This window comes from Entomomonas sp. E7T21 (assembly GCF_058693955.1).
In genome coordinates this window covers 2,486,467-2,510,471 of record NZ_CP191672.1, presented here as the reverse complement: position 1 = coordinate 2,510,471, position 24,005 = coordinate 2,486,467, and the positions used below count along the sequence as shown (strand labels likewise).

Here is a 24,005-nt window from a genome sequence, read left to right as displayed (position 1 = left end):
TAGTTTCAATTATGAGAAGATTTATATACAAACAGTTATGTTTATATGTTTAAAAAAGCAGATTATAATTTAATTAATGCAAACTAGCTAAGAAAGTTATTATTTGGTTGCTAGTAATTTCTTCAATAATTATCTTTAGATATACTAAGTTTTTTCTTTGTGAGAGAAGGTTGTTAGTAATTATTTTTATCTGAATTATGAAATCATGGTAATGCTATTTTTTTGGTACAGTTAGTTCTGTGATATCAGGCTTTATAGTAGATTTGTCTTCATAAGATTTTTTATGAGTTATCTTGCCATCTTCATAGGTTATTTCTTCTCGTAATTTCCCCTCTTTATTCCAAATACTCCATACGCCTGAAGAAAGATCATCTTTAAAGACACCTTCAGCGTATTTTTGTCCATTATCAAACCAAAATGTCCATATGCCATTTTGTTTATTAGCGATATAGTGCCCTTTACTTTCTGGTTGTCCATTGTCATACCAACTTTGTGAGAGACCATCTAACCGCCCACCTTGATAGTTAGCTTCGATTGCTTTTTTACCATTTTCATGCCAATAATGCCACAGTCCAGTTTCTTGGTTGTTATCATAATTTCCTTCAGACTCTAATTGACCACTTTTATACCAAGTTTTAGAAGGGCCAATAAGTAAGTCGTTTTTGTAAGTTTCTTCAATAGCTTGTTGGCCATTGTCATACCAATATTGCCATGTAGCATCTTTTTGACCATTAATAAATTGGCCTGCAATTTCCATTTGACCATTTTTATACCATTTTTTGAAATCACCAATGGCTTTACCATTTTCGTAGTTTTCTGTTACTGATAGCTGTCCGTTTTCATACCAGTATTGCCATACACCATCTTTTTTACCTTTTATGAAATTACCTGTTGCATGTTTTTGCTGATTTTCATACCAAACATTAGTTTTGCCATCTAATACACCATCAGAAAAGTGACCAGTTGCTTGTAGTTCACCATTCTCATACCAAAAATTGTAAACACCATTTTCTGTTCCATTGCTATAGTTTTTTTCAGAGGATTTTTTACCATTGGCATACCAAAGCACTAGAGGGCCATCAATACTCTTAATACCTATGGTGGTTAGTTCATTACTATCTATTACGGTAATAGGATCGCTTTGCTTTTTATTATTGGCAAAAAAATCTTGTATAACGAAATGGCCTCCAGGTGTTTTTTTAATAAATTTGCGATAGAAACCATTATTAACTTTTTTATCAGTAGGCTGCCATTTTGCATCATAGTACTGAATAATAGAGTTTTCTTTATATTGAGCAGGCTCTGTTATGGTAATAACAGCTTCTTCTGCAATAACGAGCTTTAAAGGATTTAATAAAGTTAAGGTCAATACAGGTATTAGCCAATAGCGCATAATATTATCTACCCCAAAAATTTGTTTATTACCTTAACATATCTCTATTTAGATAGGTAATTAGAAAGAAGTCAAATATATAGTTATTATGTCTTCTTTTTAAAGATAGTAGTGTTTTTGGCCTGTCCATTGTCATAGAGCGTTTCTTGGGTTTTGTTACCTGTTTTATCCCAATGAGTAAATAATCCAGATAGTTTATTATCTTTATAAAAGGACTCTGTACTTTTTATGCCATTATCATACCAGTAAGTCCATTTGCCTTGCTTATTTCCCTCTATATATTGTCCTTGTTGGCGTAAGTTTCCATTATTATGCCAAGCTGTAAAATCACCATGTAATACACCTGTTTTATAGTTTGCTTCGGATAATTTGCTACCTGTTCTTGACCAATAGGTAAATTTTCCTTCTTTTTGATCGTCTATATAATTTTCTTCTGCCTGGATTTGACCATCTATATACCAAATATAAAGAGTGCCATGTGTTTTACCAGATTTTCTGGTTTCTTGATATTGTTTCTTTCCATTTTCATACCAACTGTGCCAAATACCTTCTGGTATTCCTTTAATATAACTTCCTTCAAATTGTTTATTGCCATTTTTATGCCATAAAATGGAGGTACCTTCTATTTCTCCATCAATGTAATAAACCTCTTGTTGTTTCTGACCGTTCTCATACCAAGTTATAGATTTTCCTTGTGCTTTACCATTTTTTAATGTGCCTATACTGTATTTTTGGCCATTAATATACCAACGCTTAAAAGGGCCATTGATATTTTTAGGGTAACCATTAAGCATGGTTGAGCTGTCTTTTAGTAGGTAAGGATCAGTATATTTATTATCATTAGTAGTATAAAAGTCTTGTACAGCGACTTGGCCATCAATTAATGTTGCTAGGTATTTGCGATAGAAACCATTATGTATTTTATAAGGTGCAGGATTTCGATTATGGTCATAATAACTAATAATAGAGTTTACTTGATATGTTTTATTTGCAGTTGGCTCATTTGATTCTGCTAGAAGGTTAGTGGCAGATCCTAATAATAGGGTAGTTAGCAGTAAAGCTAATTTATACATCTTAATATTAATCATGCAGACAGAAAATTATTCAATACTACAGTTTATGGTTGTTTCATACATTTTATCTGAAAAATTGAAAATATCCTTTTCTGAAACTTGCTGTTTTATGGATTCATCTTTATTAATAGCGGCAATAAAAATTTTCCAATCTTTTTCAGTAAATGTATCCACCATATTATTGGCAATACAGTCACAATCCTTTAATTTATCAAGTTGGCAGTGTTTAAGTGCATAGGCTTTCATCTGTTCTTTATTGTTGAGTTTTAGATTATCAGCAAAAGCATTAGTTACACATAAACAGAGTATTACGGGATAAAGATGGGTTTTCATTAAAAATTCCTGCCATACAAACTGAATTAAAATTATTTTATTATTGAATAATAATCAATATTATATAATTGGCTTAGTTCACAATAAAATAGATATAGATTAAATAATTAATTGTTAACTGTCGCTACATATTTAATACCATTATTCTGTTGTTTTAGAAGATTTAGTGCTTTCGGGATATCTGTAAAACTCATAACTTCTATTTGTGGTAATGTTAATTCATTTCTGGCTATTTTTAATAATAGTTGCTCACCCGCTGTGACTAATTTGCTCCATTGTTTATCTGAGCCATGTACATGGATCGAAGCTAGTGCTATTTCATGCAGTGAGATGCTTGTAGTAAAAGGTGGTAGAGGAGCTTGCTCAATACGATCCTGTATACAAATAAGATGTCCATAATAGCCTAATAGATTAGCTAAAGATTTAGCACTATTACCATTAACAGTATCATAAATACTAAAGATATTTTGTGAGCCTAATTGTGAACGTAATTTGTTTTGCCAATCAGTATCTCGATAATCAAAGGCACTAATTACCCCTTTGTTGATAAATGTTTCGTGATGAGAGGGGCTAGCTGTTACATAAACTTTCGCTCCTATATCAATTAGGAGTTGCGTCAAAATACTACCAACAGCACCACCAGCACCATTTACTAAAACATTTTCTGCTTGTGGATTAGGTGTTTTCTGTAATGCTTGCCATGCTGTTAAAGCAGGACAAGGGAATGCCGCCGCGGTTTCATTACTGATTTGATCAGGTACAGCGATTAATGCTTTAGCACTAACAATAGTATGGCGACTAAAGCTACCATTAAAGCGTAAGTCTGTATGGTAAGTGTAGCGTGTGTCTAAATGTATATGCTTGGCATTCTTACCTACCGCAACAACAACTCCCATACCATCAACACCAGGTATTTGGTTTTTTTGCCAAGAGTCACTTAAGCCAGCCATTAGCTTCCAGTCTACAGGATTAATGCCAATAGCATGATTTTCAATTAACACTTGATCATCTTTTAAAGAAGGAATAGCAGTGTTTTGTAAAATAAGATCAGCAGGATTTTCACTTTTTTGCCAATGCCAAGCTTCTGTTGCTGTAATCATCTGATTTCCTAAATTTAGATAAAAAATTATTGATTGGATTGATATCCTTTAACTAACAATGATAGTGGATATATCGTTAATAAATGGCTGGTAAATTGTAACTAAGTACGTTAACTACTATTTTCACTAGTAGATTTATGTTAAAAATAAAGAAAAGAAGCAACCTATTTAGTAGAAGTTAGGAAAATATGACAGCTTATAGCAAATCATCACAATCTATTTGGCAGAAAATTCGTAATATATTTACCAGTGGCTATGAGAAAGTAGCAACGCAAGAGCTACAAATCGCCAGTGCTATGCGTAATAAGTTATCAGGTGTTGGTTATACTCTTACACGTCTTGTGTTTTTTGTAGTTAAATTAGCTGCAGTAGTCGTTTTATTTTGGTTGGCTATATGGTTATTTGTTTTTATGATGGTTTGGATAGTCTTTAAATTTATTACATTTAATAGAACAGCTAAGCAATACTATAAAACAGATGAATTTTCTGCAAAGAATAGCGATAGCAAGCGCTCTAATACCTACGATAACAATGGTAATTTAATAGATTAATAGTTTTATCCTATTCTAAAATTACTATGTTTTTTTGATTATTTATCTGCAAAAATATTTGTTTACTGTGTTAGTTAGAAAATATTAATAGCTAATATGAAGATATTTATATTGTTGTTAATAATTATAGTAAACTAATAATTATTTTTTGATAGATTTTATAGATGACAGCAACACAAACAACTGAGTTACCACCCAGTTATCGTTTTTCTGTAGCCCCCATGTTGGATTGGACTGATCGTCATTATCGCTATTTTATGCGGGGCTTAACTAAACATGCATTACTTTACACCGAAATGATCACCACAGGTGCATTGCTTTATGGTGATGCAGCTAGGTATTTAGCTTATAACCAAGCAGAACATCCAGTTGCTTTGCAGTTAGGTGGAAGTGTTCCTAGTGAGTTAGCTGCATGTGCCAAAATGGCGGTACAATGGCGCTATGATGAGGTTAATCTTAATGTAGGCTGTCCTAGTGATAGGGTGCAAAACAATTTAATTGGCGCTTGTCTAATGGCACATCCTAAATTAGTGGCTGATTGCTTTAAGGCTATGCAAGATGCTGTTGATATTCCTATTACTATCAAACATCGCATAGGCATTGATGGTCGAGAGAGTTATGGTGAGCTAGTAGATTTCGTTGGGCAAAGTGTGGAAGCGGGTTGTCAACGATTTATCGTACATGCACGTATAGCTATTTTAAAAGGGCTTTCTCCTAAACAAAATCGAGATATTCCACCTTTACGTTATGAAGTAGCTGCACAGCTTAAAAAAGATTTTCCAGATACTGTTTTTATTCTAAACGGTGGTATTAATACCATGCAGGAAGCCAATGACCATCTGCAAATCTTTGATGGTGTGATGGTGGGTCGAGCAGCTTATCATAATTGTTATGAATGGGCGCAGGTAGATCAACAGTTGTTTGCTAGTGATGAATCCGTTATTGCTCGTTCAGATGCTTTTTTAAGAATGTTGCCTTATATTGAGCAACATGTCGCTCAGGGTGGCGTAGTACAACATATTAGTCGCCATCTATTAGGCATTGCTCAAGGATTTCCTGGTTCTAGACGTATTCGACAACTGTTATCTGCAGATATTCATAAAGAAGATCCTGCTAAGATATTTGCTCAAGTTTTAGCTTATTTGCAGTCAACAGAGCTAAATGGTTGAGTATTGAATTAAGATAAGCGAAAATAGCGCACCTTTTATAAGCTCAAAGAATTTTACCTATTATGTCATTTGCCACTGAACTAAAAAACGAAGTTGAAAAACGCCGTACTTTTGCCATTATTTCCCATCCTGATGCGGGTAAAACTACCATTACTGAAAAGTTATTGCTAATGGGGCAAGCTATTAGTGTGGCGGGTACTGTTAAGGCGAGAAAGTCTGATCGTCATGCTACTTCCGATTGGATGGAAATGGAAAAGCAACGGGGTATCTCTATTACTACCTCAGTAATGCAATTTCCTTATCGTGAGCATATGATTAACTTGCTCGATACACCAGGCCATGAGGACTTTTCAGAAGATACTTATCGTACTTTAACTGCAGTGGATAGTGCGTTAATGGTGTTAGATGGTGGTAAAGGGGTTGAACCACGTACTATTGCTTTAATGGAAGTATGTCGTTTACGTGATACACCTATTGTTAGTTTTATTAACAAATTAGACCGTGATATTCGTGATCCTATTGAGCTATTAGACGAAATTGAAGCTGTTTTAAAAATTAAAGCGGCTCCTATTACTTGGCCTATTGGCTGTTATCGTGATTTTAAAGGTGTTTATCATCTTACTGAAGATAAAATTATTACCTATACTGCAGGTCATGGCCACGAGCGTATTGAAAATAGAGTTATTAGTGGCTTAGATACAGATGAAGCACGTGAGCATTTAGGCGATTTATATGATGACTTTAAAGAACAGTTAGAATTGGTTCAGGGAGCTTGTCATAAGTTTGATAAACAAGCCTTTTTGGAAGGTAAAATGACTCCTGTTTTCTTTGGTACTGCATTGGGTAATTTTGGTGTAGATCAAGTATTAGATGCAGTAGTCGATTGGGCACCATTGCCATTATCACGCATGGCTAATGAGCGTGAAGTAGTGCCAACTGAAGAAAAATTTACTGGGTTTGTGTTTAAAATTCAAGCTAATATGGATCCTAAGCATCGTGATCGTATTGCGTTTATGCGTATTTGTTCAGGTCGTTACCAAAAAGGCATGAAAATGTATCATTCTCGCATTGGTAAAGATTTAAAAATTTCGGATGCCCTAACTTTTTTCTCTTCTGAGCGTGAACAGTTAGAAGAAGCATGGGGTGGTGATATTATTGGTTTACACAATCACGGTACTATTCAAATTGGTGATACCTTTACTGAAGGTGAAAAGCTAAGTTTTACAGGTATTCCGCACTTTGCTCCAGAATTATTCCGTCGCGTACGTTTAAAAGACCCATTAAAATCTAAACAGCTTCGTCAAGGCTTACAAGAATTAGCAGAAGAGGGAGCAACCCAAGTTTTCTTCCCAGAACGTAATAATGACATTATTCTTGGTGCTGTGGGGGTGTTGCAGTTTGATGTGGTAGCTAGCCGTTTAAAAGAAGAGTACAAAGTAGAATGTTTGTATGAAGCAGTCAATGTTTGGTCGGCACGTTGGATTGAATGTGACGATAAGAAAAAACTTGAAGAGTTCAAGATTAAAGCAACTGATAACTTAGCGATTGATGGTGGTGGACATCTAACTTATTTAGCACCTACACGTGTTAATTTAAGTTTAATGGAAGAACGTTGGCCTGATATTAAGTTTAGGGCTACTCGCGAACATCACTAATAACGAAAAAGGCACTAATAATCTTAGTGCCTTTTTTGACTGGTTTACAACCCTTTAGCTTTTAAACGTGCCGCATGTGCAACGTATAAATCTACTGGATCAGGGGTAATAGGATGAACCCCCGCAACTTGATTAATAGTATCAGCATGATCCATTTGGAAATCAGTACCTATTACTTTTCCTAAATGCATACTAAAACGACCCACTAAGCCATCATTTTGATGGGCTTCTTTTTTGAAAAGTGAACTAAGCACTAGTAATAAAACATGGGTTGGATCGACATGATTTAAGCCTTCGTTAATAAGATTTTTCTTAATGATACCTCCCCATGAATAGTAACGTACGCCATTACTTTCAAGCTCTTTACCTTCACCGCCCCAAGTGGTTGGTAAACCATACGGGTATTTTTTATTAAAAGCGGCTGTGCCTTCAGTGGTTAAACTGGTTAGTGAGCCCAGTGCATCTTGTGGTGCAAAGGGTTTGCCACTTAATAAAGATATTAATGAGCCAAAAGTGCTTACCACTAAATTAGCAATTTCTGTTGGCAATTTGCACTGTAGGGCATCCATTACTAAATCAGCTATTTCTGAACCGAAGTTAACGCCACTTACGGAGGTAACCGAAGCCACCAACTCTGGATGTTCCCCAGCAACGTAACGAGAAGTGGGGGCGCCTTGGCTATGACCGATTAGATTGACTTTTTTAGCACCTGTTTTCTTTAAAATTTTGTGTACTTCAGCCAATAGTTGTTCACCACGTTCTTCAGTAGTATTGGTAGCAGATACCGTGGGAATAAACACGGTAGCACCGTGTCTTCTTAAGGTAGCTGGAATATTGAAAAAGTACGGATAACCTGCAATGCGACTGAAGCCAAATAAACCATGTACTAACACGATTGGGTATTTGGTTTTAGCTTTTTTACTGAACATAGAATCTCCTAGATAGTTGTAATTAATTTACATAAAAGGCTATCTAGTAGCTCTAACCAATAAGCAAATTGATATTGGTTTGTAAGTAATAAAAAGTATTTTTAATACCTTATTGTTACTTAGGCATATTATATTATTTTGAGGTGGAAAATACTTTTTGCTAGGGCAATAACTTATGCTAGTAAAAGATTGAAATTACTATTTGATAGCAACTTCGATCTTATAAGGGAAGTGGTTTGTTACTTAGAATTACGCTTTAATTGATCTTTTAATTTGGTGGGTACTTGATGAATCAACAAAGTATCGTTCGCTTCATCATATTCAATACGCGAACCTAACAAGTGTGCCTCAAAGCTAATAGAAAGCCCTTCAGCACGACCAGTAAAACGTCTAAATTGGTTTAAGGTACGTTTGTCTGGTGGAATGGCAGGTGAAAGTCCATAGTCTTTATTACGAATATAATCGTAAAAAGCTTTAGGTGTTTCTTCATTCATTAGTTCAGAAAGCTCATCTAAGGAAATCGCTTCACCTAATCTGGCTTGAGTGCTGGCGTAACTGACTAGTGTATCAGTCTTTTGCTTAGTCTGATCTTCAGAATAATCTTCATCTTCTACATAGTCACTAAAAGCTTTTAGTAAAGTACGTGTTTCACTGGGTGCATCTACACCTTCTTGGCAACCAATAAAATCACGGAAGTAATCAGATACTTTTTTTCCATTTTTACCACGAATGAAAGAAATATATTGTTTGGATTGCTTATTATTCTGCCACTCAGATAGGTTAATCCGAGCTGCTAAATGCAATTGTGATAAATCAAGGTGTTTAGCTTCTGTAACCTCTAGACTATCATTAACAGCAACCCCCTTGGTATGGTGTAAAAGAGTAATAGTTAAGTAGTCAGTCATTCCTTGTTGATAATGGGCAATCAACACATAGCCACCCATTGAAAGATTTGATTCTTCCATTAATTTTTGTAGGTGTTCGGTTGCTTGTTTACTAAACTCTATAAAGTTTTGTTGCTGTTCTAAGTAACCTGTTAGCCAACCACTAAAAGGATAAGCACCTGATTCTTCATGGAAGTAACCCCATGCTTTATTTGGCTTAGCATTATAACTTTCGTTTAAGTCTGTCAGTAGGTTTTCTAAAGCAGAGGATTCTTTTAATTCATGCTCACTAGCATGCAGAGTAGCAGGTGTGCCATCTGGCTTTTTATCAATTAAATGGACAATGCTATGGTAAATAGGCATAGTTTTCTCATTTATGAAAGATTAGGGTGTAAAGGGAATAATATGGGTACAAAGATAATACAAATTATCATAACAAGTATAGTAAAGGGTACCCCTATTTTAATAAAATCCATAAATTTATAGCGGCCAGGCCCCACTACTAATGTATTTACAGGTGATGAAACAGGTGTCATAAATGCAGCAGAGGCAGCAATGGCAATGGTCATGGCAAATGGATAGGGCGATGCACCAACATGTTGTGCAGCATTAATAGCAATTGGAGCAAGTAAAATGGCTGTGGCTGTATTGGAGATAAATAAACCAATAATAGCTGTTAAGGCAAATAGTGCACCAATTAATAAATGAGGATTAGAGTTGCCTACCACACTTAATAGACCTGATACGGCTAAATCTACGCCCCCTGTTTTTTGTAAAGCAGCAGCGAAAGGAAACATGCCCACAATAAGGATAAGACTTTGCCAATGAATTGATTTATAAGCACTATCCATATCAATACAACGAAATGCACCCATTAGTAAACAGCCTAGCAGCGCAACAATAACGTTGGGGAAAAAGCCACTAATCATTAGACCAACAGTAATTAATAAAGCAATAATGGCATAAGGTGCTTTACTTAAAGCAGGAGCAACATTATCAATTTCTGCGGGTAAACTGAGTACTAAGAAATCTTGGTTATGTGTTTGTAGATTCTTAATCGCTTTCCATGTACCTATTACTAGTAAGGTATCACCTAATTTTAAACTTTCATTAGTAATATCATTTTCTAAGGACTCGCCATTGCGTCGTAAACCAACAACATTAAGTCGATAAGTGGAACGGAATCCTATTTCTAGAATATTTTTACCAATTAATTTTGATTCAGGGGGGAGGGAAACTTCAGCCATACCAATAGAGCGAGATTGGTCAGTAAAATAGTCACCTTTAAAGGCTAATTTAGTGAGTTGAAAAGCATTACAAAAGTCATCAACCGTTTCTTTATAAAAGAAATCTACTAGTAAAATATCTCCCATTTTAATTTCTAAGTTAGAGGAAGCATCTAGTACTTTATGAGTGATTCGTTTTTCTCTTTCAACGCCAATGATATTAGCTCCAAAGCGAGCCCTAAGTTGTAGTTCTTCAATGGTTTTACCAATCATTAGCGAGCCTGAATTGACACGAAGCCTTCTATTTCTACCAGATAGCTTATAATCTCTAATTAAATCCGTTAGGTTACGTTTACCGGTGTTGGATAAAACTTCAGAATCTTTTGGAGCTACTAATAAACGACGGGCAAAGAGCATGTAACCAATGCCCACAAAAAGAATAATTAAGCCAATAGGCGTAAAAGAGAAAAAGCTAAATGCTTCAAATCCCATTTCTTCTAATTTACTGCTAACAACTAAGTTGGGTGCGGTAGCAACGAGCGTTAACATACCACTGATTAAGGCGGCAAAACTAAGTGGCATCATCAACCGTTTAGGGTCAGCTTTCATGTGGCTGGCAATGCTTAGAACAATAGGAATAAAAATGGCTACTATACCTGTAGAGCTCATAACAGAACCCAACAGAGCAACAGAACCCATCAGTAATACTATAAGTCGAGTTTCACTATTTCTGGCTTGTTTAATTAGCCATTCGCCAACACTATAGGCTATTCCCGTACGTACTAAGCTTTCTCCAATAACAAAGAAAGCAGCAATTAAAATAATACTGCTATCACTAAAGCCTGATAAAGTTTCATTAACAGTTAAAATGCCTGTTAATGGAAAAACAACAATAACTGTTAATGCTACAAAGTCCATGCGAGGCTTATTCATCATAAAAGCAACGATGGCTATTGCTAACAGGCAAAGCACAACAATTAAATCGATATTCATAGTGACAGTATCTGCATCTTGTAACAAAAAATTAGACAAACTAATGGATATTATACTGTTTTCAGTATCTATGGTAGTTTAATTATATTAGGATGCTATTTTTCTGCAGCAAACGACATATGAATGTGTGTTTTTGTTTGCAATAAGACATATTAAGTTGTAAAAGCAACTAGCTGATTATGATTGAATATGGAATACTTTGCGTTTTTATGAAAATATGTAGTAATCTGAGAGTTAAGTTTTGAAGCAAGGTAGCTTGAATTTGTCATTGATATGAGGACTAATGAATGTTGTTAAAGAAAGTATTACTAGGATTAACAGTTAGTTTGGCTGTTTTTACAGGTCTAGCTAATGCAGCAGAGAAAACAGTAGAAAATAAATTTAAGACCATGCTACCTGATGTTGTTGTTAAAGAAGTTGGTAAAAGCCCTATACAAGGTTTTTATCAAATTCAAGTAGATAGTGGTAAAGTTTTCTATATGTCAGAAGATGGTAAATACCTTATTCAAGGGTATTTATTTGAGTTAAATGATAAAACACCAAAAAATCTTACATTGGAAACTGAAGAAAAGTTTGTTGCTAATTTAATTAATAACATTGATAAATCGTCAATGGTTGTGTTTAAGGCAAAAGATAATCAACCTAAAACACACGTTACTATCTTTACAGATACAAGTTGTCCTTATTGCCATCGATTACATGAAGGTGTGCCAGCATTAAATGAACGTGGTATAGAGGTACGTTACTTGGCTTTCCCTCGTGAAGGTTTTGCTTCACGTGGTTTTGAGGAGCTACAAAAAGTATGGTGCTCAGATAACCAACAAGAAGCTATGAATCAATTAATGCAAGAAATTCCTGTGAAAAGTGTTAAAAAATGTAATACCCCCATTGTTGAGCAATATGTATTAGGTCAAAAAATAGGTATTAGAGGAACACCTGCTATTATTTTAGAAAATGGTCATATAATTCCAGGTTACCAACCAACACCTCAATTAATTAATGAAGCATTAGCAGCAAGACCTTCCACTAAATAATATTTTTTGTTTTAAAAGTTTGTACTAAAATGAATGCATTTTAGTACTTTTATTGGAATGTTTCATAAAAGATTTGGATTGTCTTGTGATTAAGTGGATTCGCTTTATTCTCCGTTTGCTGTTATTGGTGATAGCAGTAGGTGCTGGGGCATTAAGTATTATGTTTTTCTATCAGTTTCATACAGTTACGGTTGATCAGGTTTCTGAATTGTTATCGATACTTTCCCATGAACCAGTTTTAACAATTACTGTTGGAATTGGTTTATTGTTATTTGCCTTATCAACATTGGGATTGATTATGTTACTTCAATACCAAGTGTGGCGTTATCCACTTTCAATCTTTATAGGCTATATTGCTGGTGCTGTAATTTATTATCAGTTCTATTTAATGCATCCTTTTGAAGAAAATATTTTACAGTTGAATGATGATGCTTGGTATTATCCATTTATTTTGGCAACAGCATTACTACTTAGGGCTATAATTGGGTTTAAAATCTTGAGAATAAAAAGTCAAGTAGAATCAACTAATTAAGTTAAAGTATCCGTATGTCTATTTACTATTTATTAAAGAGTGTGATAACACTATAAATAGTAAACGGCTTTTATTATCACTTTTAATATAGATTAACCTCCAAGGAAACAATAGTTATATGGGTAAGTCACTGGTCATTGTAGAATCTCCAGCTAAGGCTAAAACGATTAATAAATATTTAGGCAATCAATATATTGTTAAATCAAGTATTGGTCATATTCGTGATCTGCCTACAGGGACTACTAAAGTAGCCGCAACGGCCAAGGGAAAGAAGGTAGCAGATACTAGCGTGTCGCCTAAAGAACGAGCCAAGCAACAATTATTTAAGCGTATGGGTGTGAATCCAGAGCATGGTTGGAAAGCTCATTATGAGATTCTACCAGGCAAAGAAAAAGTAGTAGATGAGCTAAAAAAATTAGCAAAAGAAGCTGATACTATCTATCTAGCTACCGACTTGGATAGAGAGGGAGAAGCTATTGCATGGCATTTAAGAGAGGCTATCGGTGGTGATGATAGCCGCTATAAGCGAGTAGTTTTTAATGAGATTACTCAGAAAGCTATTCAAAGTGCATTTGCTGAACCTGGTGAATTAGATCTTAATCGAGTTAATGCACAACAAGCACGTCGCTTTTTAGACCGTGTTGTAGGTTTTATGATTTCGCCATTGTTATGGCAAAAAATTGCTCGTGGTTTGTCAGCAGGGCGTGTACAGTCAGTAGCTGTTCGCTTAATTGTTGAGCGAGAAAGGGAAATCCGTGCTTTTATTCCTGAAGAGTTCTGGCAAATTGTGGCTGATTTGGCAACAGCAAAAAAAGAAAATATCAATTTTGAAGTTGTGAAACAGCTAGGCCAAGCATTTCGTCCCACTAATAAAGAGCAAGCTGATAAAGCTTTACAGCTTTTAGAAAAAGCAGCTTATAAAGTTGTTAAACGTGAAGATAAACCTACTAGTAGTAAGCCAACGGCACCTTTTATTACTTCTACTTTGCAGCAGGCTGCAAGTACCCGTTTAGGTTTTTCGGTTAAGAAAACAATGATGATGGCGCAACGCTTATATGAAGCGGGTTATATTACCTATATGCGTACGGATTCAACTAATTTATCTGCGGATGCTATTGATATGGTGCGCGGCTATATTGATAGTGAGTTTGGTAAAAAATATTTACCTGCTAAGGCTATTACTTATTCTAGTAAAAATAATGCACAAGAAGCTCATGAGGCTATTCGTCCGTCAGATGTTAATTTGCGAGCTACTCAGTTATCAGGTATGGAGCGTGATGCTGAACGTCTCTATGAGTTAATTTGGTGTCAGTTTGTTGCTTGTCAAATGCCTCCTGCAGAGTATTTATCTACAACAGTCACTGTTGAAGCTGGAGATTTTGAGTTAAAGGCTAAAGGCCGTATACTTAAATTTGATGGTTATACAAAAGTACTTGCTGCTGTAGGTAAAACATCGGAAGATCAGGTGTTACCAGCTATCAGTGAAGGTGAAATACTGCAATTAATTAAACTAAATCCATCACAACATTTTACTAAACCTGCTCCCCGTTATTCTGAAGCAAGTTTAGTAAAAGAGTTAGAAAAGCGTGGAATTGGTCGTCCTTCTACTTATGCATCTATTATTTCTACTATTCAAGAACGTGGTTATGTCACTTTACATAATCGTCGTTTTTATGCAGAAAAGATGGGAGATATTGTTACTGAGCGCTTAACAGAAAGTTTTGATGATTTAATGGATTACAACTTTACAGCTCATATGGAAGAAAATCTTGACCAGATTGCAGAAGGTGACATGCCTTGGAAAAAGCTACTAGATAGCTTTTATAAGGGGTTTAGTCAAAAATTGGAGAAGGCAGAGCAGTCAGATGAAGGCATGCGAGCCAATACACCTACTTTAACCCCTTTAATTAAATGTAAAGAGTGCGGTCGGGATATGATGATCCGTACTGCTTCAACAGGTGTTTTTTTAGGCTGTTCAGGGTATAACCTGCCACCTAAGGAACGTTGTAAAGCAACGATTAATTTGATTCCTGGTGATGAAATTGCCCAAGATGACGAGGGAGAGTCAGAAGCTCGAGTATTGCATAATAAGCATCGTTGTCCTAAGTGTGGTACAGCTATGGATGCTTATTTAATGGATGAACATCACAAGCTGCATATTTGTGGTAATAACCCTGATTGTGATGGCTATCAGATTGAAGAGGGTAGTTTTAAGATTAAAGGTTATGAAGGGCCTGTATTAGAATGTGATCGCTGTGGTAGTGAAATGCAGTTAAAAACGGGACGTTTTGGAAAATTCTTTGCTTGTACCAATGCTGACTGTAAAAATACCCGTAAGTTATTAGCGAATGGCCAACCTGCACCACCTAAAATGGATGCAGTACCCATGCCTGAACTTAAGTGCGAAAAAGTTGATGACACTTATGTGTTACGTGATGGTGCTTCAGGATTATTTTTAGCTGCTAGTCAATTTCCTAGAAAGCGTGAAACAAGAGCGCCTTTAGTTAAAGAGTTAATTCCTCATAAAGCAGAGATTGACCCTAAATACCACTACCTTTGCGATGCTCCTGTTAAAGATCCAGATGGAAACTTTAGCATAATTCGTTTTAGTAGAAAAACTAAAGAGCAATATGTACAAACAGAAATAAATGGTAAACCAACAGGTTGGAAAGCTTTTTATGATGGTAAGAAGTGGCTAGTTACTGATAAAGCTACGACTAAAAAGTAACTTTGAAATTAGAGAATAAATTATTAATATTCTCTAATATTATTATATTTCAGTGTTATAGTAGTTGAATAACAATATATTTATAATATAAACTGTTAGTTATATTGATTTTATTGTGTTTGTTTATAAATAGTTTTTTAATAGGTGCTAGTTAATTTGGTAACTTAGATCAATAGATGACCTGTTAATAGCGAGTTTTTATTTATAAATTGTAATTTTTTGTTGTGGTTCTTAGAAAAGTTATTAGATAATAAGTCAAGTTATCTATATTTCTAGATACTCATATGAGGTTTACACGAATAGAGTTTTTCTATTCAATAGTGAAGGTATTAGGGATTAATCATGGTGCGATTTCATAAATTAGCAGCAGTGGGTTTAGCAGTAACATTATCATCAATGGGCAGTGCATTTGCATTAGGATTAGGCGAGGTCACTTGGAAGTCCACATTAAATCAACCACTTAACGCTGAGATAGCTCTTTATGACGTACAGAGTATTACTAATAAAGAATTGGTTGTTAAAATAGCTTCTCCAGAAGATTTTGAAAAAGCAGGGATTGACAGACCTCACGCATTGAATGATTTGGTTTTTACACCTGTTATTCGTGGCAATAAGAGCATTATTAAAATTACCTCTAATCACCCGATTAAAGAACCATACTTAGATTTTCTATTGAGTGTATCATGGGCTTCAGGTCAAACGTTACGTGAATATACGTTACTTATGGATCCGCCAGCTTATGAGCCTGCTAAAGTTGTAACTTCTAAAGCTACCGTTCAGAATCCAGTAAAGCCAACTCAGTCTAAAACAGTGGCAGCACAATCTCAAAAAAAAACTAAACCTGTAGCAGCTGCACCAAAAGGAACAGTAAGAGCTCATAGAGGTTCTAGTTTATGGTTATTTGCTGAGAGAACACGTGGTAATGCATCTGTTCATCAGGCAATGCTAGCTATTTATGAAGCAAATCCAGATGCGTTTATTGATGGTAAAATGAGTTTATTGAAAGAGGGTGCTGTATTACGTATCCCTTCTAGAGAGCAAATGCGCCAAACTGCTCGTACAGAAGCATTATCTCAAGTGCTAGCAAATGTGAATGGCACAGCATCAACAACACAACGACAAATGGTTGCTAGTAAAGTTGACCAAAAACCAGCAAATAGTAAACCTACACAAGATCAGTTAAAGTTATCAGGTGTGTCTGAAACAAATAATACTTCTGGTAATGCTTCTGATAAGGCTATTATTGCTGACTTAAACAATAAAGTAGTACAGTCTGAAGAAGAACTTGATGCAACACGTCGTAAAAATAATGAATTACGTGGTCGCATGTCAGATTTAGAAGCTCGTTTAGCTGATATGAAGAAGTTAGTTGAATTAAAAGATAATCAATTAGCATCATTACAACAAAATATGTCTAAAGCTCAAAAAGAAGTTGCTCCAGATATGGAAGAGCAATCTAATGAAATAATTGAGACTAATGATGATGTAGAAGAAAAGACAATACAACAATAAATTATATTGTTGTATTTTGAATTTAAAAAAAGCAATCTAAATTAGGTTGCTTTTTTTATGTAAAATAGATTAAGTAAAGTGATGTGGAGCCTTTAGAACAGATTATAGGGTATCTTGATAACGCAAAATATTAGAAAGTTTACGGTTAGGCTTAGTGGCCTTTTTATAAATTAAAGCTGTTTTTCCTACATTTTGTACTATTTCACAGGCAACTGCTTGTGTTATTTCTTCTGTTAATTGTTTACGATCTTCTGGTGTAGCTACTGCCAACTTGATTTTTATAAGTTCGTGATCATTTAAGGCGCGCTCTAATTCAGAAATAACTCCTTCAGAAAGACCGTTTTTCGCTATAATAACGATAGGTTTTAAATGATGACCAATCGCTTGAAAATGTTTTTTCTGTTGTTGATTGATTGGCATAATAAGGTTCTCCACTTAAAAGTGGTATAGTTTACCTGACTTTTTATAAATGAGGTATAGTGTGGCGCGTTCTAAAAGCAGTCAACGTTGGCTTAAAGAGCATTTTGATGATCCTTACGTGAAACAAGCGCAAAAAGATGGATATCGCTCAAGAGCAAGTTATAAATTACTTGATATTCAGGAAAAAGACCGCATATTACGTAATGGTATGACTGTAATTGATTTGGGTGCTGCTCCTGGTGGCTGGTCACAAGTTGTTAGTAGAGTGATTGGTGAGAAAGGAAAATTAATCGCTTCAGATATTTTGCCAATGGATAGTATTGCTGATGTTACTTTTGTTCAAGGGGATTTTACTGAAGATGCAGTTTTTGAAGAGCTATTATCTGTAGTAGGTAATGCTCCTGTAGATTTAGTGATTTCAGATATGGCACCTAATATGAGTGGTATGCGCTCTGTAGATCAAGTGAAAGCTATGTTGTTATGTGAGTTAGCATTTGATTTTGCTACAAGAGTATTAAAACCAGGAGGGGATTTTTTAATCAAAATATTTCAGGGAGAAGGTTTTGATAGTTATTTACAATCAATACGTCAAGCTTTTGATAAGGTGCAAATGCGTAAACCAAATTCTTCAAGGGGTCGTTCTAGGGAGCAATATTTGTTGGCAAGGGGATTTAAAGGTACTGAAGTTTAATGGATTTCCATGTAAAATCTATAAACATTTATTTAAAGAAATTACATGCTGTTAGGGTCTATTTATAGTAGACTCAATTAGTAGGAATTGGATACTGTAAGTTTGTTATAGCAGTGCGAGCTAAATGAAGTAAGTAGTTGTTAAAAGAAGGGTGGCTAATTGAATAATACAACCAAAAATATAATATTGTGGATTGTTGTCGTTGTTGTGTTTGTCTCAATAATGAACAACTTCTCTTTAACTAATGACACTCAATCAATAAATTATTCTGAATTTATTCAACAGGTTAATGATAATAAAGTAGAAAGTATAACTGTTGAAGGATTTAATATTACAGGTAAACGAAAAGATGGTAGTTCATTTAAAACAGTGCGTCCTTACATTGAAGATAGAGGATTAATGGGAGATCTTCTAAAAGCAAATGTTAAAGTAATCGGTAAGCAGCCAGAACAGCAAAGTATCTGGACACAACTACTGGTAGCTTGTTTCCCTATCTTAATTATTATTGCGGTATTTATGTTCTTTATGCGTCAGATGCAAGGGGGCGCCGGCGGTAAAGGTGGCCCAATGAGCTTTGGTCGTAGTAAAGCACGTATGTTATCGCCCGATCAAGTAAAAACGACTTTTGCTGATGTTGCTGGTTGTGATGAAGCAAAAGAAGAAGTTGCTGAAATGGTAGAGTTTTTACGTGATCCAGGTAAATTCCAGCGTTTGGGTGGTCGTATTCCACGTGGTGTATTAATGGTTGGCCCTCCTGGTACAGGTAAAACATTATTAGCTAAAGCTATTGCTGGGGAAGCAAAAGTACCATTCTTTACTATTTCAGGTTCTGATTTCGTAGAAATGTTTGTGGGTGTAGGTGCTAGTCGTGTACGTGATATGTTTGAACAGGCTAAAAAGCATGCGCCTTGCATTATTTTTATTGATGAAATTGATGCTGTTGGTCGTCACCGTGGCTCTGGTATGGGCGGTGGTAATGATGAGCGTGAGCAAACATTAAACCAATTATTGGTTGAAATGGATGGTTTCCAAATGAACGATGGTATTATCGTGATTGCGGCTACTAACCGTCCAGATGTATTAGATAAAGCATTATTACGTCCAGGTCGTTTTGACCGTCAGGTAGTGGTTGGTTTGCCTGATATTCGTGGTCGTGTGCAAATCCTTAAAGTCCATATGCGTAAAACGCCAATTGAACAAGATGTTAAGCCTTCTATTTTAGCTAGAGGTACACCAGGTTTTTCTGGTGCTGATTTGGCCAACTTAGTGAATGAGGCTGCTTTATTTGCTGCACGTTCCAATAAACGTACGATTGGTATGAAAGAGTTTGAGTTAGCTAAAGATAAAATCTTAATGGGCTCTGAGCGTAAGTCAATGGTAATGCCAGAGGCAGAACGTCGTAATACAGCTTATCACGAGTCTGGTCATACGATTGTTGGTCGTTTAGTGCCTGAGCATGATCCTGTGTATAAAGTATCTATTATTCCTCGTGGTCGTGCGCTAGGGGTAACTATGTACTTACCAGAAGAAGATACTTATAGCCATTCTAAACGTTCATTAGAAAGTATGTTAAGTTCGTTATTTGGTGGTCGTATTGCAGAGGAGTTAACACTTGGTTTTGAGGGGGTAACAACAGGGGCTTCCAATGATATTATGAAAGCAACTCAAATTGCTCGTAATATGGTGACTAAGTGGGGATTATCAGAAAAATTAGGTCCTTTAATGTATGGAGAGGATGAACAAGAAGTATTCTCTGGTTATCGCGATAGTGCAGCTAATGCTATGTCTGCTGAAACTGCTAAGGCAGTGGATGAAGAAGTAAGAAGGATTATTGATTTTTGTTATAATCGTGCTAAGCAAATTCTTACAGACAATAGAGATAAATTAGATACAATGGCTGAAGCCTTGCTTAAATATGAAACATTAGACAGTGATCAAATTGATGACATTATGGAAGGAAGGGAAGTTCGTCCGCCTAAAGATTGGGATGCGGATGATCATACACCTTCAGCACCAACTTCAGTTGATAATAATCACACTAATGATAACGTGGAAAATAATAACCAATCTACTTCAACAGGAAATGGTGCAACTAGCGAGCACTAAATTATGAAACCTTCAGTTTCTATTCTTTCTCGGTTACCTTGTGGTAGCCGAGATCTTGATTTAACCCAGCCACAGGTAATGGGTATTCTTAATATCACTCCAGATTCTTTTTCAGATGGTGGATCCCACAATAATTTAGGTGCTGCTTTAAAACATGCTGAAGCTATGATTGAAGCAGGTGCTAGCATTATTGATGTAGGCGGTGAGTCTACACGGCCGAATGCAGCTATTGTGTCTGTACAAGAAGAATTAGATCGTGTAGCACCTGTCGTTGAAGCAATCAATAAAGAGTTTAATGTGGTTATTTCTGTAGATACCTCTACACCTGAAGTAATAATTGAATCAGCACGTTTAGGTGCAGGAATAATTAACGATGTTCGATCATTACAAAGAGAAGGTGCTTTAGAGGCTGCTAAACAAACAGGATTACCTGTTTGTATTATGCATATGCGTGGTGAGCCTAGGGATATGCAACAACAAACACACTATGATGATTTGCTTGTTGAGGTTAAAGATTTTTTACTTGAACGGAGTATGATTTGCCAACAGGCAGGTATTAGTAAAGAAAAGATAATTATTGATCCAGGGTTCGGTTTTGCTAAAACCTTAGAGCAAAATTTATTATTATTTCGTTATATGGATCAATTATTAACATTAGGGTATCCAATGTTAGTAGGTGTATCTAGAAAGTCGATGATTGGTGGTGTACTAGGTAAAGAAGTAACACAACGTCTTTATGGAAGTTTGGCATTGGCTGCTTTGGCTGTAACAAAAGGTGCTCATATCTTAAGGGTGCATGATGTGGCTGAAACAGTGGATGTTGTAAAAATGATTAATTCAGTAGAGCATGCAGAGTGACTAGAAAATATTTTGGAACAGATGGTGTACGTGGTCGTGTAGGGCAATATCCAATTACTCCTGATTTTATGTTGAGGTTAGGTTGGGCAACAGGTGTTGCTTTTCGTAAAAAGGGTGTTTGCCGTATTTTAGTAGGTAAAGATACCCGTATTTCTGGCTATATGTTTGAGTCAGCCTTAGAAGCTGGATTAGCTTCTGCTGGAGTTAACGTACAGTTACTTGGCCCTATGCCTACGCCAGCAGTTGCCTATTTAACCCGTACTTTTCATGCAGACGCAGGTATTGTTATCAGTGCCTCTCATAATGGTCATAATGATAATGGTATTAAGTTTTTTTCTAGTAAAGGTACAAAATTACCAGATGAAACTGAATTAATGATAGAAGAATTGTTAGATCGTCCAATGGAAGTGGTGGAGTCTAATTCTTTAGGTAAGGCCTCTCGTATTAATGATGCGGCAGGTCGTTATATTGAGTTTTGTAAAAGTACAGTACCCAACCATACTAGTTTTGAGGGAATGAAAATAGTATTAGACTGTGCTAATGGTGCTACTTATAAAGTGGCGCCTAATGTGTTTAAAGAGTTGGGTGCTGATGTGGTTTCTTTATTTGTGCATCCAAATGGCTTGAACATTAATGATAATTGTGGCTCTACTCATCCAGAACAATTAGTAGAGGCGGTGAAAAATCATCAAGCAGATATTGGTATCGGATTTGATGGGGATGGTGACCGTGTAGTTATGGTTGATCATTCAGGTGTTTTGGTCGAAGGTGATGAATTACTTTTTCTAATTGCTAGAGATTTAAAAGAACAAGGTAAATTAGAAGGTGGAGTAGTGGGTACTCTTATGAGTAACCTTGGTTTAGAGTTAGCGCTTAAATCATTAGATATTCCTTTTGCCCGTGCTAATGTGGGAGATCGTTATGTAATAGCATCTTTGTTAGAAAACGGTTGGCAATTAGGTGGTGAGAATTCAGGCCATATCGTTTGTAGTCATCATACAACAACAGGTGATGGCATTGTTGCAGCATTACAAGTATTAATGGCGTTGAAGCACAGAGGGCAAACATTGGCAGAAGCTCGCCAAGCTTTACGTAAATGCCCACAAAAACTGATCAATGTAAGATTAACAAATATGGTATCTGAACAAGAGTTACACTCAAAAGATATTCAACAGTTATCTGATCAGATTGTTAATGCAATGGATGGTAAAGGCCGTGTTTTATTAAGAAAATCAGGTACAGAGCCAGTGATTAGAGTGATGGTTGAAGGACAAGATGCACCAACTGTAGAAAGTTCAGCAAAACAATTAGCTGATTTGATTCAAAGTAAATTTGCTTAAATTTAAAACAACCAAGTGAGGTGTGTTATGCAAAGATTTGATGTAAAAGGTATGACGTGTGGTCATTGTGTTAGAGCTGTGACTGAAGCTATTAAGCAGTTAGATGATGATGCTGAAGTAGATATTGATTTAGCAGCAGGAAAAATGACAGTAGTCAGTGAATTACCAGCTACTGAAATTATCAAAGCGGTTTATAATGAAGGCTATGAGGCCTATGAAACTAAGTAATTAATTATAAAAAAGCCAAGCAAATGCTTGGCTTTTTATTGCTAGACAATAACAGCGCTTTCGTCAATTAGTCCTGCATGTTTTTTTACTAGCTCTGCTAGTATTTTAATACCTTTCTCTATTTTCTCTTCTGGTACAGTAACAAAAGCTAAACGTAAGCAATTTGCCATGGTGCTGTTAGCAAAGAATGGCTCACCTGGCACAAAAGCAACTTTATTTTGTACAGCTTCTGCTAATAGTTCTGTAGCATTGAGTTCTTTTGGTAGCTCGATCCAAATAAACATACCACCTTCTGGTCTATTAAATTTGACAGTAGAAGGCATGTATTTAGTTAAAGCATCTAACATGAAATTACAGCGTGTTGCATATAATTCACGAATAGTAGGGATATGCTTTTCTAGAAAACCATCTTTAATAACTTGATAAGCAATACGTTGAGTAAGACTTGGTGTATGTAAGTCAGCTGCTTGTTTTAGCTGTACTAGTTTATTAATAAATTCTTCATCAGCTACAATATAACCAAGACGTAAGCCCGGCGCGAGTATCTTTGAGAAAGAGCCTAAATAAACGATATTATCAGGAGCAAAACTGTACACGCCAGGTATTCTATTACCTTGATAATCTAATTCACCATAGGGATCATCTTCTACCAATATCAGATTATTTCTTTTAGCAATTTCTGCTAGTTTTTTACGTCTTTCTAAAGGTAGGCGGCGTCCTGTTGGGTTTTGAAAGTTAGGAATTAAATACATAAAGCTAGCTGATTTTGCCATTTCATCTGTTATAGAGTCAGGATTTAATCCTTTTTCATCACTTTCAATAGATATATAGTTAGGCTCATATTGAGTAAAAGATTGTAATCCGCCTAGATAAGTTGGTGTTTCTACTAACACTTTACTGTTTTTATTGATAAGGGCTTTACCGATAAGATCTAAAGCTTGTTGAGAACCTGTCACAATAAGTACTTGGCTTGGGCGAATAGTGACGCCATCTCGGGATACACGTTTAGCTACCCACTCTCTTAGAGGGGCATAGCCTTCTGTTGGGCCATACTGTAAAGCACCCACTGCATCATTGCTATTAAGAATGTTATCAATAGCTTGTTTAATCTCTGCCACTGGAAATGTATTTGGTGAGGGTAAACCTCCTGCAAATGAGATAACATCAGGTTGTTCAGTAACCTTAAGAATTTCACGGATAGCAGAGCTTTTAAGAGCCGTAGCTCGATCAGAAAATGTCCATTGCATTAT

At 35.7% G+C, this 24,005-nt stretch carries 21 protein-coding genes; 12 read left to right on the top strand and 9 right to left on the bottom strand.

Annotation, left to right across the window (positions count from 1 at the left end; translation table 11 throughout):
• Positions 1 to 214 precede the first annotated feature (214 nt).
• The 4 genes from ACQVD9_RS11880 to ACQVD9_RS11865 form a co-directional block, all read right to left on the bottom strand.
• Positions 215 to 1,393, bottom strand: coding sequence for a toxin-antitoxin system YwqK family antitoxin (locus ACQVD9_RS11880; protein ID WP_264746165.1), 1,179 nt, complete (start codon positions 1,391 to 1,393; stop codon positions 215 to 217).
• An 86-nt stretch (positions 1,394 to 1,479) separates the two neighbouring features.
• Positions 1,480 to 2,466, bottom strand: a complete 987-nt coding sequence (locus tag ACQVD9_RS11875) for a toxin-antitoxin system YwqK family antitoxin (RefSeq protein ID WP_264746164.1) — start codon at positions 2,464 to 2,466, stop codon at positions 1,480 to 1,482.
• Positions 2,467 to 2,493: 27 nt separating this feature from the next.
• Entirely contained in the window at positions 2,494 to 2,799 is a 306-nt protein-coding gene (locus ACQVD9_RS11870) for a hypothetical protein (RefSeq protein WP_264746163.1), read from the bottom strand.
• A gap of 107 nt (positions 2,800 to 2,906) precedes the next feature.
• Positions 2,907 to 3,899, bottom strand: coding sequence for a zinc-binding dehydrogenase (locus ACQVD9_RS11865; RefSeq protein ID WP_264746162.1), 993 nt, complete (start codon positions 3,897 to 3,899; stop codon positions 2,907 to 2,909).
• A 188-nt stretch (positions 3,900 to 4,087) separates the two neighbouring features.
• Between ACQVD9_RS11865 and ACQVD9_RS11860 the strand changes: the two genes are divergently transcribed.
• The 3 genes from ACQVD9_RS11860 to ACQVD9_RS11850 all read left to right on the top strand — a co-directional run bounded on the left by ACQVD9_RS11860 (position 4,088) and on the right by ACQVD9_RS11850 (position 7,274).
• Positions 4,088 to 4,450, top strand: a complete 363-nt coding sequence (locus ACQVD9_RS11860; RefSeq protein WP_264746161.1) for a hypothetical protein — start codon at positions 4,088 to 4,090, stop codon at positions 4,448 to 4,450.
• 164 nt (positions 4,451 to 4,614) lie between these two features.
• Complete coding sequence (gene dusA, locus ACQVD9_RS11855; RefSeq protein WP_264746160.1) at positions 4,615 to 5,619, top strand: tRNA dihydrouridine(20/20a) synthase DusA; 1,005 nt, start codon at positions 4,615 to 4,617, stop codon at positions 5,617 to 5,619.
• Positions 5,620 to 5,681: 62 nt separating this feature from the next.
• Positions 5,682 to 7,274, top strand: a complete 1,593-nt coding sequence (locus tag ACQVD9_RS11850; RefSeq protein ID WP_264746159.1) for a peptide chain release factor 3 — start codon at positions 5,682 to 5,684, stop codon at positions 7,272 to 7,274.
• 44 nt (positions 7,275 to 7,318) lie between these two features.
• On the opposite strand, the gene ACQVD9_RS11845 is transcribed toward ACQVD9_RS11850, so the two are convergent.
• The 3 genes from ACQVD9_RS11845 to ACQVD9_RS11835 all read right to left on the bottom strand — a co-directional run bounded on the left by ACQVD9_RS11845 (position 7,319) and on the right by ACQVD9_RS11835 (position 11,306).
• Entirely contained in the window at positions 7,319 to 8,203 is an 885-nt protein-coding gene (locus ACQVD9_RS11845; RefSeq protein WP_264746158.1) for an esterase/lipase family protein, read from the bottom strand.
• A 239-nt stretch (positions 8,204 to 8,442) separates the two neighbouring features.
• Complete coding sequence (gene yejK, locus ACQVD9_RS11840) at positions 8,443 to 9,450, bottom strand: nucleoid-associated protein YejK (protein ID WP_264746157.1); 1,008 nt, start codon at positions 9,448 to 9,450, stop codon at positions 8,443 to 8,445.
• 11 nt (positions 9,451 to 9,461) lie between these two features.
• Positions 9,462 to 11,306, bottom strand: coding sequence for an SLC13 family permease (locus tag ACQVD9_RS11835; protein WP_264747895.1), 1,845 nt, complete (start codon positions 11,304 to 11,306; stop codon positions 9,462 to 9,464).
• A 287-nt stretch (positions 11,307 to 11,593) separates the two neighbouring features.
• On the opposite strand from ACQVD9_RS11835, the gene ACQVD9_RS11830 reads away from it, so the two are divergent.
• The 4 genes from ACQVD9_RS11830 (at position 11,594) to ACQVD9_RS11815 (ending at position 17,112) form a co-directional block, all read left to right on the top strand.
• Positions 11,594 to 12,340, top strand: coding sequence for a disulfide isomerase DsbC N-terminal domain-containing protein (locus ACQVD9_RS11830; RefSeq protein WP_264746156.1), 747 nt, complete (start codon positions 11,594 to 11,596; stop codon positions 12,338 to 12,340).
• Positions 12,341 to 12,425: 85 nt separating this feature from the next.
• Positions 12,426 to 12,872 (top strand): hypothetical protein, encoded by a 447-nt coding sequence (locus ACQVD9_RS11825; protein ID WP_264746155.1) that lies wholly within the window; start codon positions 12,426 to 12,428, stop codon positions 12,870 to 12,872.
• Positions 12,873 to 12,990: 118 nt separating this feature from the next.
• Positions 12,991 to 15,600 (top strand): type I DNA topoisomerase, encoded by a 2,610-nt coding sequence (gene topA, locus ACQVD9_RS11820; RefSeq protein WP_264746154.1) that lies wholly within the window; start codon positions 12,991 to 12,993, stop codon positions 15,598 to 15,600.
• A 342-nt stretch (positions 15,601 to 15,942) separates the two neighbouring features.
• Positions 15,943 to 17,112, top strand: a complete 1,170-nt coding sequence (locus ACQVD9_RS11815) for a type IV pilus assembly protein FimV (protein WP_264746153.1) — start codon at positions 15,943 to 15,945, stop codon at positions 17,110 to 17,112.
• Positions 17,113 to 17,214: 102 nt separating this feature from the next.
• Here the strand turns inward: ACQVD9_RS11815 and yhbY are convergent, their stop codons facing one another.
• Entirely contained in the window at positions 17,215 to 17,532 is a 318-nt protein-coding gene (gene yhbY / locus ACQVD9_RS11810) for a ribosome assembly RNA-binding protein YhbY (RefSeq protein WP_264746152.1), read from the bottom strand.
• Positions 17,533 to 17,593: 61 nt separating this feature from the next.
• Here yhbY and rlmE point away from each other — a divergent pair, with 61 nt between their 5' ends.
• The 5 genes from rlmE (at position 17,594) to ACQVD9_RS11785 (ending at position 22,755) form a co-directional block, all read left to right on the top strand.
• Complete coding sequence (gene rlmE / locus ACQVD9_RS11805) at positions 17,594 to 18,223, top strand: 23S rRNA (uridine(2552)-2'-O)-methyltransferase RlmE (RefSeq protein ID WP_264746151.1); 630 nt, start codon at positions 17,594 to 17,596, stop codon at positions 18,221 to 18,223.
• A 159-nt stretch (positions 18,224 to 18,382) separates the two neighbouring features.
• A complete protein-coding gene (gene ftsH, locus ACQVD9_RS11800) occupies positions 18,383 to 20,329 on the top strand; it encodes an ATP-dependent zinc metalloprotease FtsH (protein WP_264746150.1) in 1,947 nt (648 codons plus the stop codon).
• A gap of 3 nt (positions 20,330 to 20,332) precedes the next feature.
• Positions 20,333 to 21,187: a dihydropteroate synthase gene (gene folP / locus ACQVD9_RS11795; RefSeq protein ID WP_264746149.1), complete on the top strand. Its 855-nt coding sequence runs from the start codon at positions 20,333 to 20,335 to the stop codon at positions 21,185 to 21,187.
• Complete coding sequence (glmM, locus tag ACQVD9_RS11790) at positions 21,184 to 22,527, top strand: phosphoglucosamine mutase (protein ID WP_264746148.1); 1,344 nt, start codon at positions 21,184 to 21,186, stop codon at positions 22,525 to 22,527. Before folP ends, glmM begins: the two co-directional genes overlap by 4 nt.
• A 27-nt stretch (positions 22,528 to 22,554) precedes the next feature.
• Positions 22,555 to 22,755: a heavy-metal-associated domain-containing protein gene (locus ACQVD9_RS11785; protein WP_264746147.1), complete on the top strand. Its 201-nt coding sequence runs from the start codon at positions 22,555 to 22,557 to the stop codon at positions 22,753 to 22,755.
• A 41-nt stretch (positions 22,756 to 22,796) separates the two neighbouring features.
• Here the strand turns inward: ACQVD9_RS11785 and ACQVD9_RS11780 are convergent, their stop codons facing one another.
• Positions 22,797 to 24,002 (bottom strand): aminotransferase-like domain-containing protein, encoded by a 1,206-nt coding sequence (locus ACQVD9_RS11780; protein WP_264746146.1) that lies wholly within the window; start codon positions 24,000 to 24,002, stop codon positions 22,797 to 22,799.
• Positions 24,003 to 24,005 lie beyond the last annotated feature (3 nt).